The following is a 20,644-nucleotide window of genomic DNA, read 5'->3' as shown; positions in this document are numbered from 1 at the left end:
GTCATGCGCCCCTGAAAGCCGGCTTGCGCTTTTCGACGAAAGCCTTCGCGGCCTCCTTGTGATCCTCGGTGTCGCTGCAGCGGGTGTGGTGGATCGCCTCGCCGTCGAAGCAATCTTCCAGCGGCAGATGCTCTGCATTGTTGATATTGCGCTTGATGAAGCCGAGCGCGATCGACGGTCCCTGCGCCAGCGACATCGCGAGTTCGTGCGCGGCGGCGTCGATCTCGGCGTCGGGCACGACCCTGGTCACCATGCCGATCGCATGCGCTTCCCTGGCGGTCAGCACGGGCGATGTCAGATAGAGCTCGCGCGCCCGCGCGCTGCCGAGCAACTGGGTCAGGAAATACGTGCCGCCATAATCGCCGGAGAAGCCGACCTTGGCGAAGGCGGTCGTGATCTTGCAGGATTCGGAGGCAACCCGCAGATCGCACGACAGCGCCATCGACAGACCGGCGCCGGCCGCGGCACCGTCGAGCTGCGCCACCACCGGCTTCGGCATCTGGTGCAGGATCCGCGAGACCTCCATGCCGCGGCGAAGGTTTGCCATTTTCACCTCGAACGGCAGCGGCGCGCGGCCCGCCGCCATCGACTTGACATCGCCGCCGACGCAGAAGGAGCCGCCAGCGCCCTTGAACAGCACCGCGCGCACCTCCGGATCATCAGCCGCACGCCGCGCCGCCTCGACCAGGCCCGCGACCATCTCGGGGTTGAGCGCGTTCTTCCGCTCGGGCCGGTTCATGGTGATGGTGAGCAGCCCGCCTTCGAGCTTCTGCAGGACCATGTCGTTCATGGGACGTCTCCCTTGTTGTTGGTTGTTTTGTCATTCCGGGGCGCGACGAAGTCGCGAGCCCGGAATCCATTCATCAACCGTCACTGCCGCCCGATGGATCCCGGGCTCTCGCTACGCGAGCCCCGGGATGACCCTTCGCGTCACTTCTTCACCAGCGGGCAACGCGACTGCTCGAGCGACTGGAACGCTTCGCTCCCCGGCACGGTGGCGAGCAGCTTGTAATCGTCCCAGCGGCCTTTCGATTCCGACGGCTTCTTGACCTCGAACAGGTACATGTCGTGCACCATACGACCGTCCTCGCGAATCTTGCCGTTCTTCGCAAAGAAGTCGTTGATCGGCGTCTCCTTCATCACCTTCATGACTGCGGCCGCATCTGTCGTGCCGGCCGTCTTCACCGCCTTCAGATAGTGCATGACGGAGGAATAGACGCCGGCCTGTGCCGAGGTCGGCGGCCGCTTGACGCGTTCCTGAAAGCGCTTCGAGAAAGCGCGCGTCTCGTCGTTCATGTCCCAGTAGAAGGCTTCGGCCAGCAGCAGGCCCTGCGCGGTCTCAAGCCCGATCGAGTCGATGTCCGTGACGAAGGCCAGCAGCGGCGAGACCTTCTGGCCGCCTTTCATGATGCCGAACTCGGCCGCCTGCTTGATGGCATTGACGGTGTCTCCGCCGGCATTGGCGAGCCCGATCACCTTCGCCTTCGAGGCCTGCGCCTGAAGCAGGAACGAGGAGAAATCGGACGTGTTGAGCGGGTGGCGCACGCTTCCCAGCACCTTGCCGCCGGTCTTGGTGACGACGGCGCTGGTGTCCTTCTCCAGATCCTGGCCGAAGGCGTAATCGGCGGTGAGGAAGAACCAGGTGTCGAGGCCCGACTTCACGGCGGCAAGGCCGGTGACGTTGGCTTGGCCGTAGGTGTCGAACACGTAGTGGATGGTGTACGGGCCGCAAGCCTCGTTGCTGAGACGGATCGAGCCCGGTCCGTTGAAGATGATGATCTTGCCCCGCGCCTTTGCGATCTCACCGGCAGCAAGCGCGGTCGCGGAGGCCGCGACGTCGTAGATCATCTCGACGCCCTGATTGTCGAGCATGTCGCGCGCGATGTTGGCGGAGAGGTCGGCCTTGTTCTGATGGTCAGCCGCCAGCACTTCGATCTTGCGTCCGAGCACCTCGCCGCCGAAATCTTCCACCGCCATCTTGGCCGCGGTCTCGCTGCCGGGGCCGGTGATGTCGGCATAGAGGCTCGACATGTCGAGGATGCCGCCGATCTTGAGGGGAGGCTTGTCCTGAGCCTGCGCGGCACTCGCGCTGAGGGCGAACGCGGCGGCAAAAATACCGGACAAAATAGGCTTCATTGAAAACAACCTCCCTTGATCGCCTTGCTCTGAATGGCGGCTTGATCTTGCTATTCCCGCAATCATGCCGCATGCGCGAGAGCGCAGCAAGCGTGAGGGGCGTCACGAGAGCACGATTGCCGCGCATGTTTTCCGCAAAGCGGAATGGCGACATATAGATAACTATCTCCACGTCATTGCGAGCGCAGCGAAGCAATCCAGAGATGCATCCGCGGAAAGACGCTGGATTGCTTCGCTGCGCTCGCAATGACGGAGTATGAGGCAACGACGGAGTACTACACGCCGAATTCGCCGCCAGCCGCATTTGAGTTATGGTCGACGCACAACGCAACCTCTCCGGGTCATATGACGCAGCGGCTTCACCTCATCGTCGCACTTCTTCTCTGCGCAGGTCACACGGCGAACGCGACGCCGTGCCAGTTCGAGTCCCAGGGCGAAGGCCGTGTCGCCGCCATCACCGACGCACGCAGCGTGCGCCTCGATGACGGCCGCGAAGTCCGTCTCTCCGGCATCGAGGCGACAGCGACGACGCAGCAGGCGCTGACATCGCTGCTGGTCGGCCGCGACGTCATCCTGCGCGGCACCGACGACACACCCGACCGCTACGGCCGCCAGGGTGCGCTGGTATTCATCGGCGAGAGCGACATCTCGGTTCAATCGATGCTCCTCGCCCAGGGCGACGCCCTCGTCTCGGCCGAAATCACCGACAAGGATTGTGCGGCGGCTCTGATGGCGTCGGAGGCCGCAGCGCGACGCCAAAAAAAGGGCAGTTGGGCTGACCCGTCGGCCATAAAAAACGCGGAAAGTCCGGACGATATTTTGGCCGGGATCGGGCGCTTTATGGTGGTCGAGGGTAAAGTCCTGTCGGTCCGTCAAGCTGGGGCAATGACCTACCTCAACTTCGGACGGAACTGGACACACGGCTTTGCGGTGACTATTTCAAAGCGCAATCTGCCGGCGTTCGAGAGCGCCGGAATGACCCTTAAGTCACTGGAAAATAGACGTATTCGTATCCGGGGCTGGGTTGAGGGGACGACGGGGCCGCGTATCGACGCGCGTCTCGCGGGACAGGTCGAGTTGCTGGGCGCAAGCGAGCCGACAGGGGTAAGGCCTTAAAATAGGGCCAGGCACAGGTTAAGCGACGTGAATGGGGTGCTAGAACAGCACAAAACGGGCGAAGCGCGCCGCCTTCGGGCTGCGCCGGCGGTGCTTTGCCTGTTGCTGGGCACGGGGCTCGCCGGTTGCGGCGATATGGGCCGTTTCCAGACTGCAGCGACCCCGGCAACCGTGGCGATGCCCAAGCCCAAGCCGGCCGTGGCGCAGACCCCCGCCACCGAAAAGGAACACGAGCGTATCCTGGCGAGCTATGGCGGCAATTACGACGACCCCAAGCTCGAATCACTGGTCAGCAAGACTGTCGACCGCCTCGTTGCCGCCTCCGATCGCCCTGATCAGGGCTACAAGGTTACCATCCTCAATTCCGGCGCGGTGAACGCTTTCGCACTGCCGAACGGCCAGCTCTATGTGACCCGCGGCCTGCTCGCGCTGGCCAGCGATACCTCCGAATTGTCCTCCGTGCTCAGCCACGAGATGGCGCATGTGCTGTCCAAGCACGCCGCGATGCGCGAGGACCAGGCACGCCAGGCCGCGATCGTCACCCGTGTCGTCACGGACATGAGCAACGACCCCGATCTGACCGCGCTCGCGCTCGCCAAGACCAAGCTCACCATGGCGAGCTTTTCGCGCAACCAGGAATTCGAGGCTGACGGCATCGGCGTCGGCATCTCCGCCAAGGCTCATTTCGATCCCTACGGGGCCGCCCGCTTCCTCTCGGCAATGGAGCGAAATGCCGAGCTCAAGGCCGGCAAGAGCTCGCTGGATCCGCGCGCGCAGGATTTCACATCGTCGCATCCGGCGACGCCCGAACGGGTGCAGAATGCGCAGACCATTGCGCGGCAATATGCAGCGCCCGAAGGCGCCGAGCGCGACCGCGAGAGCTATCTCGCCGCAATCGACAACCTCGTCTATGGCGAGGACCCCAGCGAGGGCTTTGTCCGCGGCCGCAGATTCCTGCACCCGAAGCTCGGCTTCACCTTCCAGGCGCCCGATAATTTTACGCTCGACAACACCGCGCAGGCGGTGATCGGCGTGCGCGACGGCGGCTCGCAGGCGATGCGTTTCGACGTCGTGCGCGTGCCGGCCGAGCAATCGCTCGGCGACTATCTGAATTCCGGCTGGATGGAAGGCGTCGAGAAGGCCTCTACCGAGGACCTCACCATCAATGGTTTCCCGGCCGCCTCCGCCACCGCCAAGGGCGACCAGTGGCAGTTCAAGGTCTACGCGCTGCGCTTCGGCAGCGACGTCTACCGCTTCATCTTCGCCACGCGGCAGAAGTCGACCGAGAGCGAGCGCAATGCGCGCGAGACCGTCAATTCATTCCGCCGCCTGACGCTCGAAGAGATCCAGGCCGCACGTCCGCTGCGCATCAAGGTGATCACCGTGCAGCCCGGCGACACCGTGGAATCGCTGTCCCATCGCATGGCGGGCGTCGATCATCCCGCCGAACGTTTTCGCGTGCTGAACGGGCTCGACCGCACCGCACAGGTGAAGGTGCGTGACCGCGTGAAGATCGTGACGGACTGAGGCGCTACTTCGCCTTCTCCTTCAGATACGCAATGATATCGGCGCGATCCTGCGCGTCCGGCACGTCGAAGAACATCTTGGTTTCCGGCACCATGGCTTGCGGCCCGGTCAGCCACTTATCGAGATTTTCCTCGGTCCAGACGATCCCGGAGTTCTTCAGGTCCGGCGAATAATCGTAGCCGGCGACGCTGCCCGCCTTGCGCCCGACCACACCCTTGTGCATCGGACCGACGCCGTTCTCATTGATCGAGTGGCAGTCTGCGCAGCCCTTGTAGAGCGTCTGGCCGCGCGCGGCATCGCCGGTCGCGCCGGCGGGGCCGGCCGCGCACAGCGCGATCGCGATTGTCGCGAGAACCAGGCTTGTCGTGTTTCGCGGGAGGACGGAAATGGATCGAACGTTCATGTGAGCTCCTGTTTGCGGCAGCAAACAGGATCGTTCGGCCCCAATTTTATTCCCGTCAGTTCGACGATTCGCCCGCATCCATGTCACCGGCTTCGCGCTGGCCGCTGAGCCAGAGCGCGAGCAGGGTCCAGAACGCGCCTGACAGCAGGTAGGCACCCGAGGCGATGACGCCGAGATTGGTGGCGAGCAGCAACGCGACCAGCGGCGCGAAGCCGGCGCCGAACAGCCAGGCCATGTCGGAGGTCAGGGCGGAGGCCGTGTAGCGATACATCTGCTTGAAGTTCGAGGCGATCGCGCCCGAGGACTGGCCGAAGGAAAGGCCGAGCAGGATGAAACCGATCACCATGTAGATGGTCTCGCCGAACGCACCGGCATCGAGCAGCTGCGGGGCAAAGCCGCTATAGATCGCGATCGCGATCGCCGATCCCATCAGCAGCGATTTGCGGCCGACCCGGTCGGCGATGATGCCGGACACCACGATCGCGGCGACGCCGAACACGGCGGCGACGATCTCGATGATCAAAAAGCGCACCGGGCTTTCGCGGGTGAACAGGAACACCCAGGACAGCGGGAACACCGTGACCATGTGAAACAGCGCAAAGCTTGCCAGCGGCGCGAAAGCGCCGAGCATGATGTTGTGGCCTTCGCGGGCAACCGTGTCCGAGATCCGCGAGGGCTGCAATTCGCGGGTCTCGAACAGCGAAGCATATTCCTCCGTGGTCACCATGCGAAGGCGCGCGAACAGCGCCACGACGTTGATGGCGAAGGCGACGAAGAACGGATAGCGCCAGCCCCAGTCGAAGAAATCGTCGGCCGAGAGGTTGCCGGCGAAATAGGCGAACAGCGCGCTCGCCACGATCAGCCCGAGCGGCGCACCGAGCTGCGGCACCATCGCGTACCAGCCGCGCTGCGAGGCCGGCGCGTTCAGCGCCAGCAGCGAGGCCATGCCGTCCCACGCGCCGCCCCAGGCGAGACCCTGCGCGAGACGCGCCAGCGCCAGCAGCCAGATCGCGGCAACGCCGATCTCGGAGTAGCCGGGCAGGAACGCCAGCGCCACGGTGGCGGTGCCGAGCAGGAACAGTGCCGAGACGAGCTTGGCCGTCTTGCCGTACTCGCGGTCGACCGTCATGAAAATGACGGTCCCGATCGGCCGGGCGACGAAGGCCAGCGCGAAGATCATGAAGGAATAGAGGGTGCCGGTCAGCTCGCTCGTGAACGGGAACACCAGGCGCGGAAACACGATTACCGAGGCGATAGCGTAGACGAAGAAGTCGAAGAATTCCGAGGTGCGGCCGATGATGACGCCGATGGCGATCTCGCCGGGACTGGCCTGGTCGTGGCCGTGCTCGCCCGAGTGGATATCCGCCATTGCGGGGGTCTGTGCCGTCGCCATGCGTGCGCCCTTAACGTCCTGAAAACCAAAGCCGACCGCCCGGCGGGACGCCAGGCACTCTGGTCCTGTTTGACCCAACATCCCGCAGTGCAACATTGGACAAATTGTCCAATGTCCGGATTGTTGCGCCGCAGCTACCCATTGGCCCCGCAAAGGAAACTCATTCTCATAAGGCTCGGCCCGTGTCCCGTTTCAAGATCCTGGCGCTGCTACCCCTGGCAGCCGCGCTCAGCGGCTGCAACTACGTCGTGCTGGCGCCGGCCGGCGATATCGCGGCGCAGCAGCGCGACCTCGTCATCATCTCCACCGTCCTGATGCTCCTGATCGTCGTCCCCGTGATGGCGCTGACGGTGCTGTTCGCCTGGCGCTACCGCCAGTCCAACACGTCCGCCCGCTACGAGCCGGATTGGGATCACTCGACCAAGCTCGAGCTGGTGATCTGGTCGGCGCCGCTGCTCATCATCGTCTGCCTGGGCGCGCTGACCTGGATGGGCACGCATCTGCTCGACCCCTATCGCAACATCGGCCGCATCCATGCCGAGCGCGCCGTGGACCAGTCCAGGGCACCGCTCGACGTCGACGTCGTCGCACTCGACTGGAAGTGGCTCTTTATCTATCCCGACTACGGTATCGCCACCGTCAACGAGCTCGCTGCGCCGGTTGATCGCCCGATCAACTTCCACATCACCGCGTCCTCGGTGATGAACTCGTTCTACATTCCCGCGCTCGCCGGACAGATCTATGCGATGCCGGGCATGGAGACATCGCTCCACGCCGTGATCAACCACGCCGGGACTTACAGGGGCTTTTCGGCGAACTACAGCGGCGCCGGCTTCTCCGGCATGCACTTCAACTTCCACGGCCTCGACGACAAGGGTTTTGACGCCTGGATCGCGCAGGCCAAATCGTCCGGCGGCTCACTCGGCCGCGCCGAATATCTCCAGCTCGAGAAACCGAGCGAAAACGAGCCGGTGCGCCGCTGGGGCACCGTCGATGCCGATCTCTACCGCCTGATCCTCAACATGTGCGTCGAGACCGGCAAGATGTGCCAGAGCGAGATGATGGCGATCGACGCCAAGGGCGGTAACGGCCATGAGGGCCTGAACAACACCCTGCCGCTCTCCTACGACAAGTACGCCCGCCGCGGCACCGTGCTCGGTCCCGAGCCTGTCTTCGTCGCCGGCACCTGCACGCCGGAGGCCCCGCAAGGCCAGACCACCGCCGCGATCAAGGCACCGCTCGATACCGCGCCGCTGGTCGGCGCCGGCCTGAGGCGGCCGACGTTCACGCCGCTGAAGTCCTCGTTCTTCTTCCTCGGACAACGTCCGAAATCCGACTCCTAAAGAGATCCAGCCAGCATGTCTCCTGATCTTCTCAAGCTCATCTTCGGCCGTCTCGGCATCGATTCGCTGCCGCTGCACGAACCTATCCTCGTCGGCACCTTCATCATGGTCGCGCTCGGCGGTATCACGCTGTTCGCCGGCGTCACCTATTTCCGCCTCTGGGGCTATCTGTGGCGCGAGTGGTTCACCACCGTCGACCACAAGCGCATCGGCATCATGTACATGATGCTCGGCATCGTGATGCTGCTGCGCGGCTTCGCCGACGCGCTGATGATGCGCGCGCAACAGGCGATGGCATTCAACGGCTCGGAAGGTTTCCTGCCCGCCCATCACTACGACCAGGTCTTCACCGCCCACGGCGTGATCATGATCTTCTTCGTGGCCATGCCGCTGGTGACGGGCCTGATGAACTATGTCGTGCCGCTGCAGATCGGCGCCCGCGACGTGTCGTTCCCGTTCCTGAACAATTTCAGCTTCTGGATGACGGTCGGCGGCGCGGTGCTGGTGATGGCCTCGCTGTTCATCGGCGAATTCGCCCGTACCGGCTGGCTGGCTTATCCGCCGCTGTCCAACATCGGCTACAGTCCTGATGTCGGCGTCGACTATTACATCTGGGCGCTGCAGGTCGCGGGCGTCGGAACCACGCTATCCGGCATCAACCTGATCTGCACCATCGTCAAGCTGCGCTGCCCTGGCATGACCATGATGCGGATGCCGGTGTTCACCTGGACCTCGCTCTGCACCAACATCCTGATCGTCGCCTCCTTCCCGGTCCTGACCGTCGTGCTCGCGCTGCTCTCGCTCGACCGTTACGTCGGCACCAATTTCTTCACGAACGATTTCGGCGGCAGCCCGATGATGTACGTGAACCTGATCTGGATCTGGGGCCATCCCGAAGTCTACATCCTGGTTCTTCCGGCCTTCGGCATCTTCTCGGAAGTCACCTCGACCTTCTCCGGCAAGCGGCTGTTCGGCTACACCTCGATGGTCTACGCCACCGTCGTCATCACCATCCTGTCGTACCTGGTGTGGCTGCACCACTTCTTCACGATGGGCTCGGGCGCCAGCGTCAACTCGTTCTTCGGCATCACCACGATGATCATCTCGATCCCGACGGGCGCGAAGATGTTCAACTGGCTGTTCACGATGTATCGCGGCCGCATCCGCTACGAGCTGCCGATGATGTGGACGATCGCCTTCATGCTGACCTTCGTGATCGGCGGCATGACCGGCGTGCTGCTCGCGGTGCCGCCGGCCGACTTCGTCCTGCACAACAGCCTGTTCCTGATCGCGCACTTCCACAACGTGATCATCGGCGGCGTGGTGTTCGGCGCGTTCGCCGGCATCAACTACTGGTTCCCGAAGGCGTTCGGCTTCAGGCTCGATCCGTTCTGGGGCAAGATGTCGTTCTGGTTCTGGGTCACCGGCTTCTACATGGCCTTCATGCCGCTCTACGTGCTCGGCCTGATGGGCGTGACCCGGCGCCTGCGCGTGTTCGACGATCCCTCGCTTCAGATCTGGTTCGTCATCGCCGCGATCGGCGCAGTCCTCGTCTTCCTCGGCATCCTCTCGATGCTGATGCAGTTCGCGGTCTCCTTCCTCAAGCGCGAGCAGCTCAAGGACGTCACCGGCGATCCCTGGGACGCCCGCACGCTGGAATGGGCAACCTCCTCACCCCCGCCGGACTACAACTTCGCCTTCACTCCCGTCGTCCACGACAATGACGCCTGGTGGGACATGAAGAAGCGCGGCTATCAGCGTCCGCTCGTGGGATTCAAGTCGATCCACATGCCCCGCAGCACCGGCACCGGCATCATCCTCGCCGGCTTCGCGACCGCGATGGGTTTTGGTCTGATCTGGTACATCTGGTGGCTGGCGGCTGCGAGCTTCATAGCGATGCTCGCCGTCGGGATCGGTCACACCTTCAACTATCACCGCGACTTCGACATTCCGGCTGACGACGTCATCCGGACCGAGGACTCGCGCACCAAACTGCTCGCCGGAGCCAAGTAAATGACTGTCGCTGTCAATCCCGCCCAAACCGGCGAACCGGTGTTCTATCTCGCCGACGAACATCCACATCCGGAAGGCTACAGCACCTCGCTCGGCTTCTGGATCTACCTGATGAGCGACTGTCTCATCTTCGCGATGCTGTTCGCCGCCTTCGGCGTGCTCGGCGCCAACTACGCCGCCGGGCCGGCGCCGAAGGACCTGTTCGACCTCAACCTGGTCGCGGTGAACACCTCGATGCTGCTGCTGTCGTCGATCACCTACGGCTTTGCCATGCTGACGATGCAGCAGAACAAGATCGCGCAGACGCAGATGTGGCTCCTGATCACCGGCCTGTTCGGCGCCGCCTTCATCGGTATCGAGCTCACCGAGTTCGCCCACATGATCCATGAAGGCGCCACGCCGCAGCGCAGCGCCTTCCTGTCGGCCTTCTTCACTCTGGTCGGCACCCACGGGCTGCACGTCTCCTGCGGCCTGATCTGGCTGGTGACCTTGATGGTGCAGGTCTGGCGCTTCGGCCTGATCGAGGCCAACCGCCGCCGCCTGATGTGCCTGTCGATGTTCTGGCACTTCCTCGACGTGGTCTGGATCGGCGTCTTCACCTTCGTCTACCTCCTGGGAGTTCTGCGATGAGCACCGATACCCACGCCGCCCACGCGGATGGCCATCACCACGACGACGGCCACGCCCACAGCACGTTCTCGGGCTACATGCTCGGCTTCGTGCTCTCGGTGGTGCTGACCGCGATCCCGTTCTGGCTGGTGATGAGCGGCACGTTGCCGAGCAAGCAGGTCACCGCGCTGGTCATCATGGCTTTTGCGGTCGTGCAGATCGTCGTGCATATGATCTACTTCCTGCACATGAGCCCCAAGTCCGAGAACGGCTGGAGCATGATGGCGCTGATCTTCACCATCGTGATGGTGGTGATCGCACTGTCCGGTTCGCTGTGGGTGATGAACCACCTCAACAGCAACATGATGCCGATGCACGAGATGACGGGCATGAAGTGAGCGATCCCGTGAGACCTATGGACAACGAACCGCGCAGCCCCGCAAGGGCTGCGCGTCCGCGCCTGTGGCTCACGGTTGTCTCGCTTGTCGCTTTCGTTGCTCTGATGGCTCTCGGCGTCTGGCAGGTCGAGCGCCGCACCTGGAAGCTGGCGCTGATCGACCGGGTCGAGCGGCGCGTTCATGCCCCGGCGCAGCCCATCCCATCGCGGGCGTCGTGGCCGGCGATCACGGCCGCAAGCGACGAATACCGGCATGTCAGCGTCCACGGCCGGTTCCTGCATGACCGCGAGACCCTCGTTCAGGCGGTCACCGAGGAAGGCCCCGGCTATTGGGTGCTGACGCCGCTTGAGCGCGGCGACGGCACGACTGTCCTGATCAATCGCGGCTTCGTGCCGTCGGAGCGGCGCGACCCATCGACACGCCGAGACGGCAATCCGACCGGAGAGGTCGCGGTCAGCGGACTTTTGCGCGTCACCGAGCCAAAAGGCGGATTCCTCAGGGACAATTTGCCCCAGCACAACCGCTGGTATTCGCGGGATGTCGCTGCGATCGCGGCGGCCCGCGATCTCCGGAACGTGGCGCCCTTTTTCATCGATGCCGACGCCGGATCACGATCCGCTGGCGCTCCCATCGGCGGATTGACCGTGATCCGCTTTCCCAATAACCACCTGATCTACGCGCTGACGTGGTTTGCCCTGGCTTTCATGCTGGCCGGCAGACTTTTCGTCACATTTCGCGGCGGGCTGTTCCGCCGCCAACGCTTCGTCCACGAACCGGCCGGCGGCCCAGACGCCTCCGCCCGCAGGACGGGATCAGATGCTGGAACGATCGTCGAACCGACCTGACGACGGGACTAATTTTGGCGAGCTAGCTGTCACGCTGCAATCGCAGGCGGACGCGCGCAGCGAGCTGGTCGGCGCTGCCCCCACCGACGACGAGACCAACCGCAAGAACATGGCGCTGCTGATCCAGCTGCGCTGGACCGCTGTGGTCGGCCAGATCGTGACCATTGGAGGCGTGCATTTCTGGCTCGGCATCCCCCTGCCCTTGACCCGCATGGGCGCGGTGATCGGCGCGCTGGTGCTGCTCAACGTCTCGAGCCTGGTCTGGGTACGCCATCGCGCCGCGATCACCAACAATGAGCTGCTGGTCGCGCTGATGCTGGACGTCGCGGCGCTGACTGCACAGCTCTATCTCAGCGGCGGCGCGACCAATCCCTTCACTTCGCTGTTTCTGCTCCAGGTCACCCTCGGCGCGGTGCTGCTCGACGCCCGCTCGACCTGGTCGCTGGTGGCACTGAGCTGCGCAAGCTTCGTCTGGCTGACCATGGCCTACCGGCCGCTGGACCTGCCGCCAAACCCGCTGAGCGAGACCTATACGCTCACCGTGGCCGGCATGTTGCTGGGCTTCGTCCTCAATGCCGTGTTGCTGGTCGTGTTCGTCACCCGCATCAACAGGAATTTGCGCCAGCGCGACGCGCACCTAGCGGCGCTGCGCCAGCATGCGGCCGAGCAGGACCACATCGTCCGCATGGGCCTGCTGGCCTCCGGCGCCGCACATGAGCTAGGCACGCCGCTCGCCTCGCTCTCCGTCATCCTCAGCGACTGGCGCCGCATGCCGGACCTCGCCGCGGATCAAGAGCTTGCCGAAGACCTCACGGAGATGGAGACTTCGCTGCAGCGCTGCAAAAGCATCGTGACGGGCATTCTGGTGTCGGCCGGCGAGGCGCGCGGCGAAGGATCCTCGCCGACGACCGTGACCGCCTTCGTCACTGCGCTGGTCGAGGAATGGCGCGACGCCCGCTCGGCGCGGACGCTCTATTTCATCAACACATTCGGCGAGGACGTCGCGATCGTCTCCGACATCGCGCTGAAGCAGGTGATCTTCAACGTCCTCGACAATGCCTACGAAGTCTCGCGCGAGTGGGTGGAGTTGGTCGCCGAACGCGAGGGTGACAATCTGGTGCTCTCGATCAGCGACCGCGGCCCGGGCTTCGCAGCGGAAATGCTGGCGCAGCTCGGAAAACCCTATCAATCGAGCAAGGGCCGCGCCGGAGGCGGGCTCGGTCTGTTCCTGGTGGTGAACGTGGTGCGCAAGCTAGGGGGCAGCGTAACGGCGGAGAATCACAGGAAACGCGGCGCCACGGTCCGCCTGACGCTGCCGCTCGCCACGCTCGCGATCGGAGGCAGCTTTGACGCCTGACCGTTCGCTCATCGTCGTCGAGGACGACGAAGGCTTTGCGCGCACGCTGAAGCGCTCGTTCGAACGCCGTGGCTATGAGGTCGTGCTCGCTGCTTCCATCGAGGATGTCAGGAAGGTTCTGGAGGACCGATCGTTCGGCTACGCCGTGGTCGACCTCAAGCTCGGCGGCGCCTCTGGGCTAGCGTGCGTCGAGCTGCTGCATACCCACGATGAGGAGATGCTGATCGTGGTGCTGACGGGCTTCGCCAGCATTTCGACCGCGGTCGAGGCCATCAAGTTAGGAGCCTGCCACTATCTCGCAAAGCCCTCCAACACCGACGACATCGAAGCCGCCTTCACCAAGGCCGAGGGCAACGCCGAGGTCGCGCTGGATGTCCGGCCGACCTCGATCAAGACGCTGGAATGGGAACGCATCCACCAGACGCTGATCGAGACCGATTTCAATATTTCGGAAGCGGCGAGGCGACTGGGGATGCACCGACGCACCCTGGCACGGAAGCTCGAGAAGCGGCCGGTGAAGTGAGCCGCGCGGCGAGGAAAACACTCACCCGAGCTGATGACCTCGCGACCATGCCTCACTAAACTGCCCGATGCGGCGGCTGACGGCCGCCGCCGTGCTGCAACGGCCCAAGCGAGGAGACCGCCCTGTGACAATGCTCGTCGAGCGCCTCGGCTCGTCTGCCGCGCTGTCGCGGACGCGCAGCCAGCGTGATACCGAAACCGTTCAGTTTGCGCAGGCAGCCCTCGAAGCCGGCAAGAAGGAGGGCCTGCAACTGGCCGTGCGGGCGCGCTATGTCGCGCTGGCCGTCATCGCCTGCCTGCTGCTTGCCATCAACCCGGCATGGGACCAGCTCTATTACGTGGTGCTGCTTGGCCTGTTCGCACTGATCGGCTGGGCCCAGGTCAGGGTCGGGCGGGTCGGCGTGTCGCGGTCGGAGCTGGCACTTTTGTTCTGCGACCTGGCGCTTCTCACTTTCGTCATCGTCGTCCCGAACCCGTTCGGCACCACGCGCTGGCCGGTGGCGATGCAATACCATTTCGGCAACTTCATCTACTTCTTCGTGCTGCTTGCGGGCGCCACGCTGGCCTATTCCTGGCGAACCGTGATTGCGGTCGGAACCTGGACGGCAGCGCTCTGGGCGATCGGCGTAGCCTGGGTATGGTGGCAACCTGATCGCGATCCCGCACTGACCGCGCGCATTGCAGAGGCGGTGGGTAGCGATCACAGGCTCCTCGCGCTGATCTCGCCCACTGCGATCGGATTCGGCCTCCGCATCCAGGAAATCGTCGTCTTCCTGATCGTGGCCGTAACACTGGCGCTCGCGGTTCGCCGCAGCAATGACTTGTTGATTCGACACGCCGCGGTGGAGCGAGAGCGCGGCAACCTAGCGCGCTACTTCTCGCCCAATGTCGTCACGGAACTATCGAAGCACGACGAGCCATTGAAGCAGGTGCGCACGCAGGACATCGCGGTGCTGTTCGTGGACATCGTCGGCTTCACGGCCTTTGCCGATGTGCGCTCTCCGGACGAAGTGGTGCGGACGCTTCGCGAATTCCACGGATTGATGGAGCAGGAGGTATTCCGTCACGACGGCACGCTGGACAAATATCTGGGCGATGGATTGATGGCGACATTCGGCACGCCCTTCGCGGGCGCGCGCGACGCCAGCAACGCGCTGCGCTGTGCCCAGGCCATGATTGCGGCAGCGGACGGCTGGAATGCACGGCGAAGGGCATCCGGCGAATCGCCGATGCGCGTCAGCTTCGGCCTGCATTACGGACCGGTGGTGCTCGGCGATATCGGGCACACCTGCCTGGAATTTGCCGTGATCGGTGCGACCGTCAATGCGGCGAGCCGACTGGAAGGGCTGACCCGCACGCTCGACTGCGCGCTGGTCGCAAGCAATGATCTCGTCAGTCGCGCCAAGCTGGAGCTCGGTGGCACGGCCGAGACATTTGGCTCGCTGATCGCCCGCGATCCCCAAGCGATTCGCGGGCTCGAGCGGCCGATCGCGATCTGGACCCAGCCGCGCGCTTGACCAAGGCGAGGCTTGGCCGCCGTTCGAACACGTATCCAAACAAAAAGCCCGGCCAAACGGCCGGGCTTTTGATTGCTTGCGAACGACGCCGCGAAGCGCTTACGCGGCCTCGTCGGCGACGGTGGTGTCGTCGCCATCGGTATCGTCGGTATCGCCCTCGGCATCCGTCTCGCCTTCGCCGTCGGCGGCTTCCGCCTTGGCATTGGTGCGGCGCGGGCTCTTGGCGAGCTGGGCCTCGATTTCCTTGACCGCTTCGGTCTCGGTCGAGTGCTGCACCACCGCGATCTCGCGGGACAGACGATCGAGCGCCGCTTCATAGAGCTGGCGTTCGCTGTAGGACTGCTCGGGCTGCGACTCGGAGCGATAGAGGTCGCGCACGACTTCCGCGATCGCGACGATGTCGCCCGAGTTGATCTTCGCTTCGTATTCCTGAGCGCGACGCGACCACATGGTGCGCTTGACGCGGGCGCGGCCCTTGAGGGTCTCCAGCGCTTTCTTCACCAGCGCCGGCTCGGACAGCTTGCGCATGCCGACATTGGCGACCTTGGCGGTCGGAACGCGCAGCGTCATCTTGTCCTTGATGAAGTTGATGACGAACAGCTCGAGCTTCGCGCCGGCGATCTCCTGCTCCTCGATGGCCAGGATCTGGCCGACGCCGTGAGCGGGATAGACGACGAATTCATTGGCCTTGAAGCCCTGACGCTGGGTCACGACCTTCTTTTCCTCGACCTTCGGCGCAGGTGCGGCGGCCTTCACGGCCGGCTTGGCAGCGGCAACGGGGGCCTTGGCAGGGGCGGCAGCAACGGGAGCCTTCGGAGCGACGGGCTTGGCAGCGGGAGCCTTGGCAGCGGGAGCCTTGGCAGCAGCAGGCTTGGCAACGGTCGCTTTCGCGGCCGGTTTGGCAGTCTTGTTAGGCATTGCGCTTCTTTTCTTCGAGGACTTTGCAGCCGGCGCCTTAGTCGCGGTCCGACCCTTTGATGCGCTACGGCTGGCCGCGGCGACTTTTTTGGCCTCCTTATGGGAAGCCCTCGCTGAAGTACTCTTTTTACGCGTTTTCTGTGACACAGCCTGCGCGCGGAAACTGCCACGCCCCTGTTTCGACATTTGGTTTCACGGGAACCCAACGGGGCCAACTGGGCTGACGGGGGTTCAGCTTAATGTGCCCAATATAGCACATTTCCCGCAAAAATCAATGATTTAGGGGTCTTGAGGGCTGGTTTTCGGCGCTGACGAAGGTATTAGGGTTAAGTTTGCGCCGGATTTTAGTCTCCGGAGCCAGGGTTCTTAGAAAAATATTTCTCGAACTTGCCCGCCTGCCCGTCGAACTCCTCGGCGTCGGCAGGCGATTCTTTCTTCTGGGTGATATTCGGCCAGCTCTTGGCGTATTCCGAGTTCACCTCAAGCCACTTTTCCAGGCCCGGCTCGGTGTCCGGCTTGATGGCGTCCGCCGGACATTCCGGCTCGCACACGCCGCAATCGATGCATTCGTCAGGATGGATGACCAGCATGTTCTCGCCCTCGTAGAAACAATCGACGGGGCAGACCTCGACGCAGTCGGTGTACTTGCACTTGATGCAGTTTTCAGTGACGACGTAAGTCATCCAACGCTCCGAAAAGCTCTCTTAAAAGTCGCGGCTTGCGTAGCGCGGATGGCTCCGCGCTGCAAGGTCGGGAAAGCCCGATCATGACGGCTTTGTGTGGTTGATCGACCAAGAAATGAATACCAAGCGCAATTAATTGCGCTTTGCGTCGCCGAGCTCCTCGTAAAGCGCGCGCGCCGAGGCGGCGTCGCCGCGGCGTTCGTTGAAGCCGGTCACCTTGAGCACGCGCACAGTGCGATCGAGCGCGACGGTGACGACGTCGCCGATCTTGATCGCATGGCCCGGCGATTTCTCGCGCGTGCCGTTGATGCGGACGTGGCCCGTTACGACGAGCTCAGCCGCCGAGGTCCGCGCCTTCACCACCCGCGCGTGCCACAGCCATTTGTCGAGGCGCTGCCGCTCGGTGGTCGTGGGATTACTCCTTGCGCCCCGAGAGCTGCTCCTTCAGCGCGGCGAGCTTGGCGAAAGGCGAGTTCGGATCGGCCGGACGATCGCGCTCACGCGGGGCGGCGCTCGAGGCGTAGGGACGGAGCGACGGACCGGATTCGCGATCGCGGCGGTCGCGGCCCTTGTCGCGGTCGCGGCCCCTGTTGTCGCGGCCCTTGTCACGATCGCCGCCGAACTTCTTGTTGTCGCGATTGCGATCCCGGTCCTTGTTGTCGCGGTCCTTGCCTTCGAAGCGGCGGTTCCTGTCGTCGCGCCCTTCCTGGCGCGGCGCGCCATCGGCACCACCCTCGCGCGGCTTGCGGAAATCCCTGCCGCCGTCGCGACGATGACCACCGTGGCGATGTCGCTCGTTACGCTTCTCGCCATCGGCCGACTGCGCGACCTCGCCCTCAGCGGGCGCGGCACCAGCTTCAGCACCAGCCTGCGGTCGCTGATTGTGGTGACGCTGATGGCGATGACGCTCGTGACGCGGCTTGCGGTCCTCGTGACGACCGCCGGGACGCCAGACTTCGACGAGCTCGGGCTCGGCCGGTGCAGCGGAAGCTTCAGCAGGCGCTGCCTCGACAGGCGCAGCAGCATCGGGAGATGCGGCAGCTTCCGTGGCCGCGGTCTCGGCGGGAGCGGCTTCTGCGGCAGCCTCGGCAGGTGCTGCAGCCTCTTCCGCCGGCGGGGCGATGCCAGGGGCATCTTCGGGTGTGACGGGCGCTTCGGGCGAAGCGTCGAGCGTGGGCTCTTCCTGCGCTCCCTCGTCATGCTGCTCCATGCCGGGGGCGTCTTCGACGGTGACGGCTTCGATCGCGGCATCCGCGGGCGCAGCAGCCGCCTCTTCGGTCGCAGGCGCCTCGGTGGAGGCCTCGGCAACCGGCGTCTCCGCGGCAACAGGCGCGGCAGGCTTCGGCGGCAGCGGCGCGCGCTTTTCCATGCGATAGCCAAGCGCGCGCAGCACCGAGGCGAAATCCTCGCCGGCGGAGCCGGTGAGCGAAGTCATCGCCTGCGTCACCACGAAGCTGCGGCCATCGAACGCGCCGGCAGGCTTTTCGCCCGGCGAATTCTCGCGCCAAGCCAGCGCCGGACGGATCAGGTCCGCAAGGCGCTCCAGGATGTCGACGCGGACGGCACGCTCGCCGGCCTGCTTGTAGCCGAGCACGCGATAGGCATCGCGCGGCAAGCTCTTGTCGACCGGGAACGAGGTGCGTCCCGAGGACGCCAGATGCTGCGCGCCCGACAGCGCCGACAGATCGACATTGTCCTGCTTCAACGCCCACAACAGCGCAGCGAGCGCACGCGCGGCGGGCTTCAAAATGCCGGGGAAATAGATGTGATAGGCGCCGAAGCGGACGCCGTATTTGCGCAAGGTCGCGCGCGAAGGCTGATCGAGATCCTTCAGCTCATTGGCGATCTTGGGACGCTCGAGCACGCCAAGCGCCTCGACGAGCTGGTAGGCGATGCCGCGGGCAATGCCGGTGACGTCCTCGGCCTTCGACAGCTCGAACATCGGCCCGAGCAGCTTTTCGATATGCGTCTTGAGCCAGAGCTCGAGCCGCGCCTGCACCTTTTCGCGAGGGCCACCGGTCAGGCGTTCGTCGGAGATGATGCGGATGCGCGGATGCAGCGCCTCTTCGGCGGCGACGAGGCGCGCCACCGCATCGCCGGTCCAGCGGATGGTGCCGTCGGAGGTCAGCACGAACTGGTCGTCCGGCGCGTTGCCGAGTTTTTCGGCGCGCGTATTGATCTCGCCGGCGAGCACCGCTTGCGCGGCAGCCTGCAAGGCTTTCGCATCGGAGCCGGCTTCCGCCGCATCCGGTGCAAAGGTGAAGCCATCGAGGCGGCCGATGACATGGCCTTCGACGATAACTTCGCCGGTCTTGCCGATTTCCGTATTCAAGCTCGTGTTCTCCCGCAGGCGGCGCATCAATACACTGGTCCGGCGATCAACGAAACGCTCAGTCAAGCGTTCATGGAGCGCATCCGATAATTTATTTTCGACCTCCCGCGCGGTCCCCTGCCAGCGTTCGGGGTCTTTCAGCCAGTCCGGGCGGTTGGCGACGAAGGTCCAGGTGCGGATCTGTGCGATCCGGGCCGACAGCGTGTCGATGTCGCCGTCGATGCGGTCGGCCTGGTCGATCTGGGCCGCGAACCAGGAATCGGGGATGCAGCCCTTCTGCATCAGGAAGCCGTAGAGCGTCGTCACCAGCTCGGCATGGGCGGCCGGCGACAGTTTCCGGTAATCCGGGACCTGGCAGGCCTCCCAGAGCCGCTCCACGGCGGCCTTGCCATGCGCGATATCGCGCACCTCGACGTCGCGGGCGGCGTGGTCGAGCACGCGCATGTCCTCGGCGATCGGCGCCCGCGTCAGCGTCTCGTGGCCGGGGGCGAGGTTCAGCGAAACCTGCAGCGCGCCGAGCGAGGAGAAATCCAGCTTCGAATTGCGCCATTGCAGCATCTTCACGGGATCGACGATGTGGTTCTGCAGCGCGTTCACCAGCTCGGGCTCGAACGGGCCGCAGCGCCCCGTCGTCCCAAACGTGCCGTTGCGCGTGGCACGGCCGGCCCGGCCGGCGACTTGCGCGAACTCGGCCGGGGTGAGCCTTCGGAACTGAAAGCCGTCGAACTTGCGGTCGGAGGCGAAGGCGACGTGGTCGACGTCGAGATTGAGGCCCATGCCGACGGCATCGGTGGCGACGAGATAATCGACGTCGCCGTTCTGGAACATCTCGACCTGCGCATTGCGCGTGCGCGGCGAGAGCGAGCCCAGCACGACGGCGGCGCCGCCGTGCTGGCGCTTGATCAGCTCGGCGATGGCGTAGACCTCGTCGGCGGAGAAGGCGACGATGGCGGTGCGGCGCGGCTGGCGCGTGATCTTGCGGTCGCCGGCGAATTCCAGCTGCGACAGGCGCGGCCGCGTGATCATGGAGACGCCGGGCAACAGCCGCTCGATGATCGGGCGCATGGTCGCAGCGCCCAGCAGCAGCGTCTCGTCGCGGCCGCGGCGGTTGAGGATGCGGTCGGTGAAGACGTGGCCGCGCTCGAGATCGGAGGCGATCTGGATCTCGTCGACGGCGAGGAAGGAGACGTCCAGATCGCGCGGCATCGCCTCGACGGTCGAGACCCAATAGCGCGGCGATTTCGGCTTGATCTTCTCCTCGCCCGTCACCAGCGCCACGGCCTCGGGGCCGACCCGGGCGACGATCTTGTTATAGACCTCGCGCGCCAAGAGGCGCAGCGGCAGGCCGATCAGCCCCGAGGAATGCGCGAGCATCCGTTCGATGGCGAGATGGGTCTTGCCGGTGTTGGTCGGCCCGAGCACCGCAGTGACGCCAGCGCCAGGAACTCGATCGGACGCCACGCGCTCGGAAGCGAAGGAGGAGGGAGGAAAGGCCATGTCTAGCTGATTAGGTAATGGCTGATGGGGCGAAT

18 protein-coding genes are annotated in these 20,644 nt (G+C 64.5%); 10 read left to right on the top strand and 8 right to left on the bottom strand.

What is annotated here, in order from left to right; genetic code table 11:
- Window position 1: 1 nt before the first annotated feature.
- Window positions 2-790 (bottom strand): enoyl-CoA hydratase, encoded by a 789-nt coding sequence (locus XH91_RS04115; RefSeq protein WP_128949398.1) that lies wholly within the window; start codon window positions 788-790, stop codon window positions 2-4.
- A gap of 140 nt (window positions 791-930) precedes the next feature.
- Window positions 931-2,136, bottom strand: coding sequence for an ABC transporter substrate-binding protein (locus tag XH91_RS04110; protein ID WP_128949397.1), 1,206 nt, complete (start codon window positions 2,134-2,136; stop codon window positions 931-933).
- 345 nt (window positions 2,137-2,481) lie between these two features.
- On the opposite strand from XH91_RS04110, the gene XH91_RS04105 reads away from it, so the two are divergent.
- Window positions 2,482-3,252, top strand: coding sequence for a thermonuclease family protein (locus tag XH91_RS04105; RefSeq protein WP_164933893.1), 771 nt, complete (start codon window positions 2,482-2,484; stop codon window positions 3,250-3,252).
- A 27-nt stretch (window positions 3,253-3,279) separates the two neighbouring features.
- Complete coding sequence (locus XH91_RS04100; RefSeq protein ID WP_488230402.1) at window positions 3,280-4,779, top strand: M48 family metalloprotease; 1,500 nt, start codon at window positions 3,280-3,282, stop codon at window positions 4,777-4,779.
- A gap of 4 nt (window positions 4,780-4,783) precedes the next feature.
- On the opposite strand, the gene XH91_RS04095 is transcribed toward XH91_RS04100, so the two are convergent.
- Window positions 4,784-5,182, bottom strand: coding sequence for a c-type cytochrome (locus XH91_RS04095; RefSeq protein WP_128949395.1), 399 nt, complete (start codon window positions 5,180-5,182; stop codon window positions 4,784-4,786).
- A 55-nt stretch (window positions 5,183-5,237) separates the two neighbouring features.
- Window positions 5,238-6,575, bottom strand: coding sequence for an MFS transporter (locus XH91_RS04090; protein WP_128949394.1), 1,338 nt, complete (start codon window positions 6,573-6,575; stop codon window positions 5,238-5,240).
- A gap of 182 nt (window positions 6,576-6,757) precedes the next feature.
- On the opposite strand from XH91_RS04090, the gene cyoA reads away from it, so the two are divergent.
- The 8 genes from cyoA (at window position 6,758) to XH91_RS04050 (ending at window position 15,179) form a co-directional block, all read left to right on the top strand.
- Window positions 6,758-7,918 (top strand): ubiquinol oxidase subunit II, encoded by a 1,161-nt coding sequence (cyoA, locus tag XH91_RS04085; protein WP_128949393.1) that lies wholly within the window; start codon window positions 6,758-6,760, stop codon window positions 7,916-7,918.
- Window positions 7,919-7,933: 15 nt separating this feature from the next.
- Window positions 7,934-9,931: a cytochrome o ubiquinol oxidase subunit I gene (gene cyoB / locus XH91_RS04080; RefSeq protein ID WP_128949392.1), complete on the top strand. Its 1,998-nt coding sequence runs from the start codon at window positions 7,934-7,936 to the stop codon at window positions 9,929-9,931.
- Entirely contained in the window at window positions 9,932-10,561 is a 630-nt protein-coding gene (gene cyoC / locus XH91_RS04075; RefSeq protein ID WP_128949391.1) for a cytochrome o ubiquinol oxidase subunit III, read from the top strand. It begins immediately after the preceding gene.
- A complete protein-coding gene (cyoD, locus tag XH91_RS04070) occupies window positions 10,558-10,938 on the top strand; it encodes a cytochrome o ubiquinol oxidase subunit IV (protein ID WP_128949390.1) in 381 nt (126 codons plus the stop codon). Before cyoC ends, cyoD begins: the two co-directional genes overlap by 4 nt.
- A gap of 17 nt (window positions 10,939-10,955) precedes the next feature.
- Entirely contained in the window at window positions 10,956-11,783 is an 828-nt protein-coding gene (locus tag XH91_RS04065; protein ID WP_128949389.1) for an SURF1 family protein, read from the top strand.
- On the top strand, window positions 11,755-13,140 hold the full coding sequence (locus tag XH91_RS04060) for an ATP-binding protein (protein WP_128949388.1): 1,386 nt from the start codon (window positions 11,755-11,757) through the stop codon (window positions 13,138-13,140). Before XH91_RS04065 ends, XH91_RS04060 begins: the two co-directional genes overlap by 29 nt.
- Window positions 13,130-13,663 carry a response regulator transcription factor gene (locus XH91_RS04055; protein ID WP_092233395.1) on the top strand — a complete coding sequence of 178 codons (534 nt, stop codon included), beginning with the start codon at window positions 13,130-13,132 and terminating at the stop codon, window positions 13,661-13,663. Before XH91_RS04060 ends, XH91_RS04055 begins: the two co-directional genes overlap by 11 nt.
- 130 nt (window positions 13,664-13,793) lie before the next feature.
- Window positions 13,794-15,179, top strand: coding sequence for an adenylate/guanylate cyclase domain-containing protein (locus tag XH91_RS04050; protein WP_245477379.1), 1,386 nt, complete (start codon window positions 13,794-13,796; stop codon window positions 15,177-15,179).
- Between the two features lie 99 nt (window positions 15,180-15,278).
- On the opposite strand, the gene XH91_RS04045 is transcribed toward XH91_RS04050, so the two are convergent.
- The 4 genes from XH91_RS04045 to XH91_RS04030 all read right to left on the bottom strand — a co-directional run bounded on the left by XH91_RS04045 (window position 15,279) and on the right by XH91_RS04030 (window position 20,609).
- Complete coding sequence (locus XH91_RS04045; protein WP_128949386.1) at window positions 15,279-16,097, bottom strand: CarD family transcriptional regulator; 819 nt, start codon at window positions 16,095-16,097, stop codon at window positions 15,279-15,281.
- Window positions 16,098-16,441: 344 nt separating this feature from the next.
- Complete coding sequence (gene fdxA / locus XH91_RS04040; protein WP_128949385.1) at window positions 16,442-16,780, bottom strand: ferredoxin FdxA; 339 nt, start codon at window positions 16,778-16,780, stop codon at window positions 16,442-16,444.
- A 132-nt stretch (window positions 16,781-16,912) separates the two neighbouring features.
- A complete protein-coding gene (locus XH91_RS04035) occupies window positions 16,913-17,143 on the bottom strand; it encodes a S4 domain-containing protein (RefSeq protein WP_245470866.1) in 231 nt (76 codons plus the stop codon).
- A 52-nt stretch (window positions 17,144-17,195) separates the two neighbouring features.
- Window positions 17,196-20,609 (bottom strand): helicase-related protein, encoded by a 3,414-nt coding sequence (locus XH91_RS04030; protein WP_128949383.1) that lies wholly within the window; start codon window positions 20,607-20,609, stop codon window positions 17,196-17,198.
- Window positions 20,610-20,644: the final 35 nt, after the last annotated feature.

The sequence above is a fragment of the Bradyrhizobium guangzhouense genome, from assembly GCF_004114955.1.
Lineage (GTDB): Bacteria > Pseudomonadota > Alphaproteobacteria > Rhizobiales > Xanthobacteraceae > Bradyrhizobium > Bradyrhizobium guangzhouense.
Note: the sequence above shows the minus strand (reverse complement) of the source record. Positions and strands in the feature narration are given on the sequence as shown.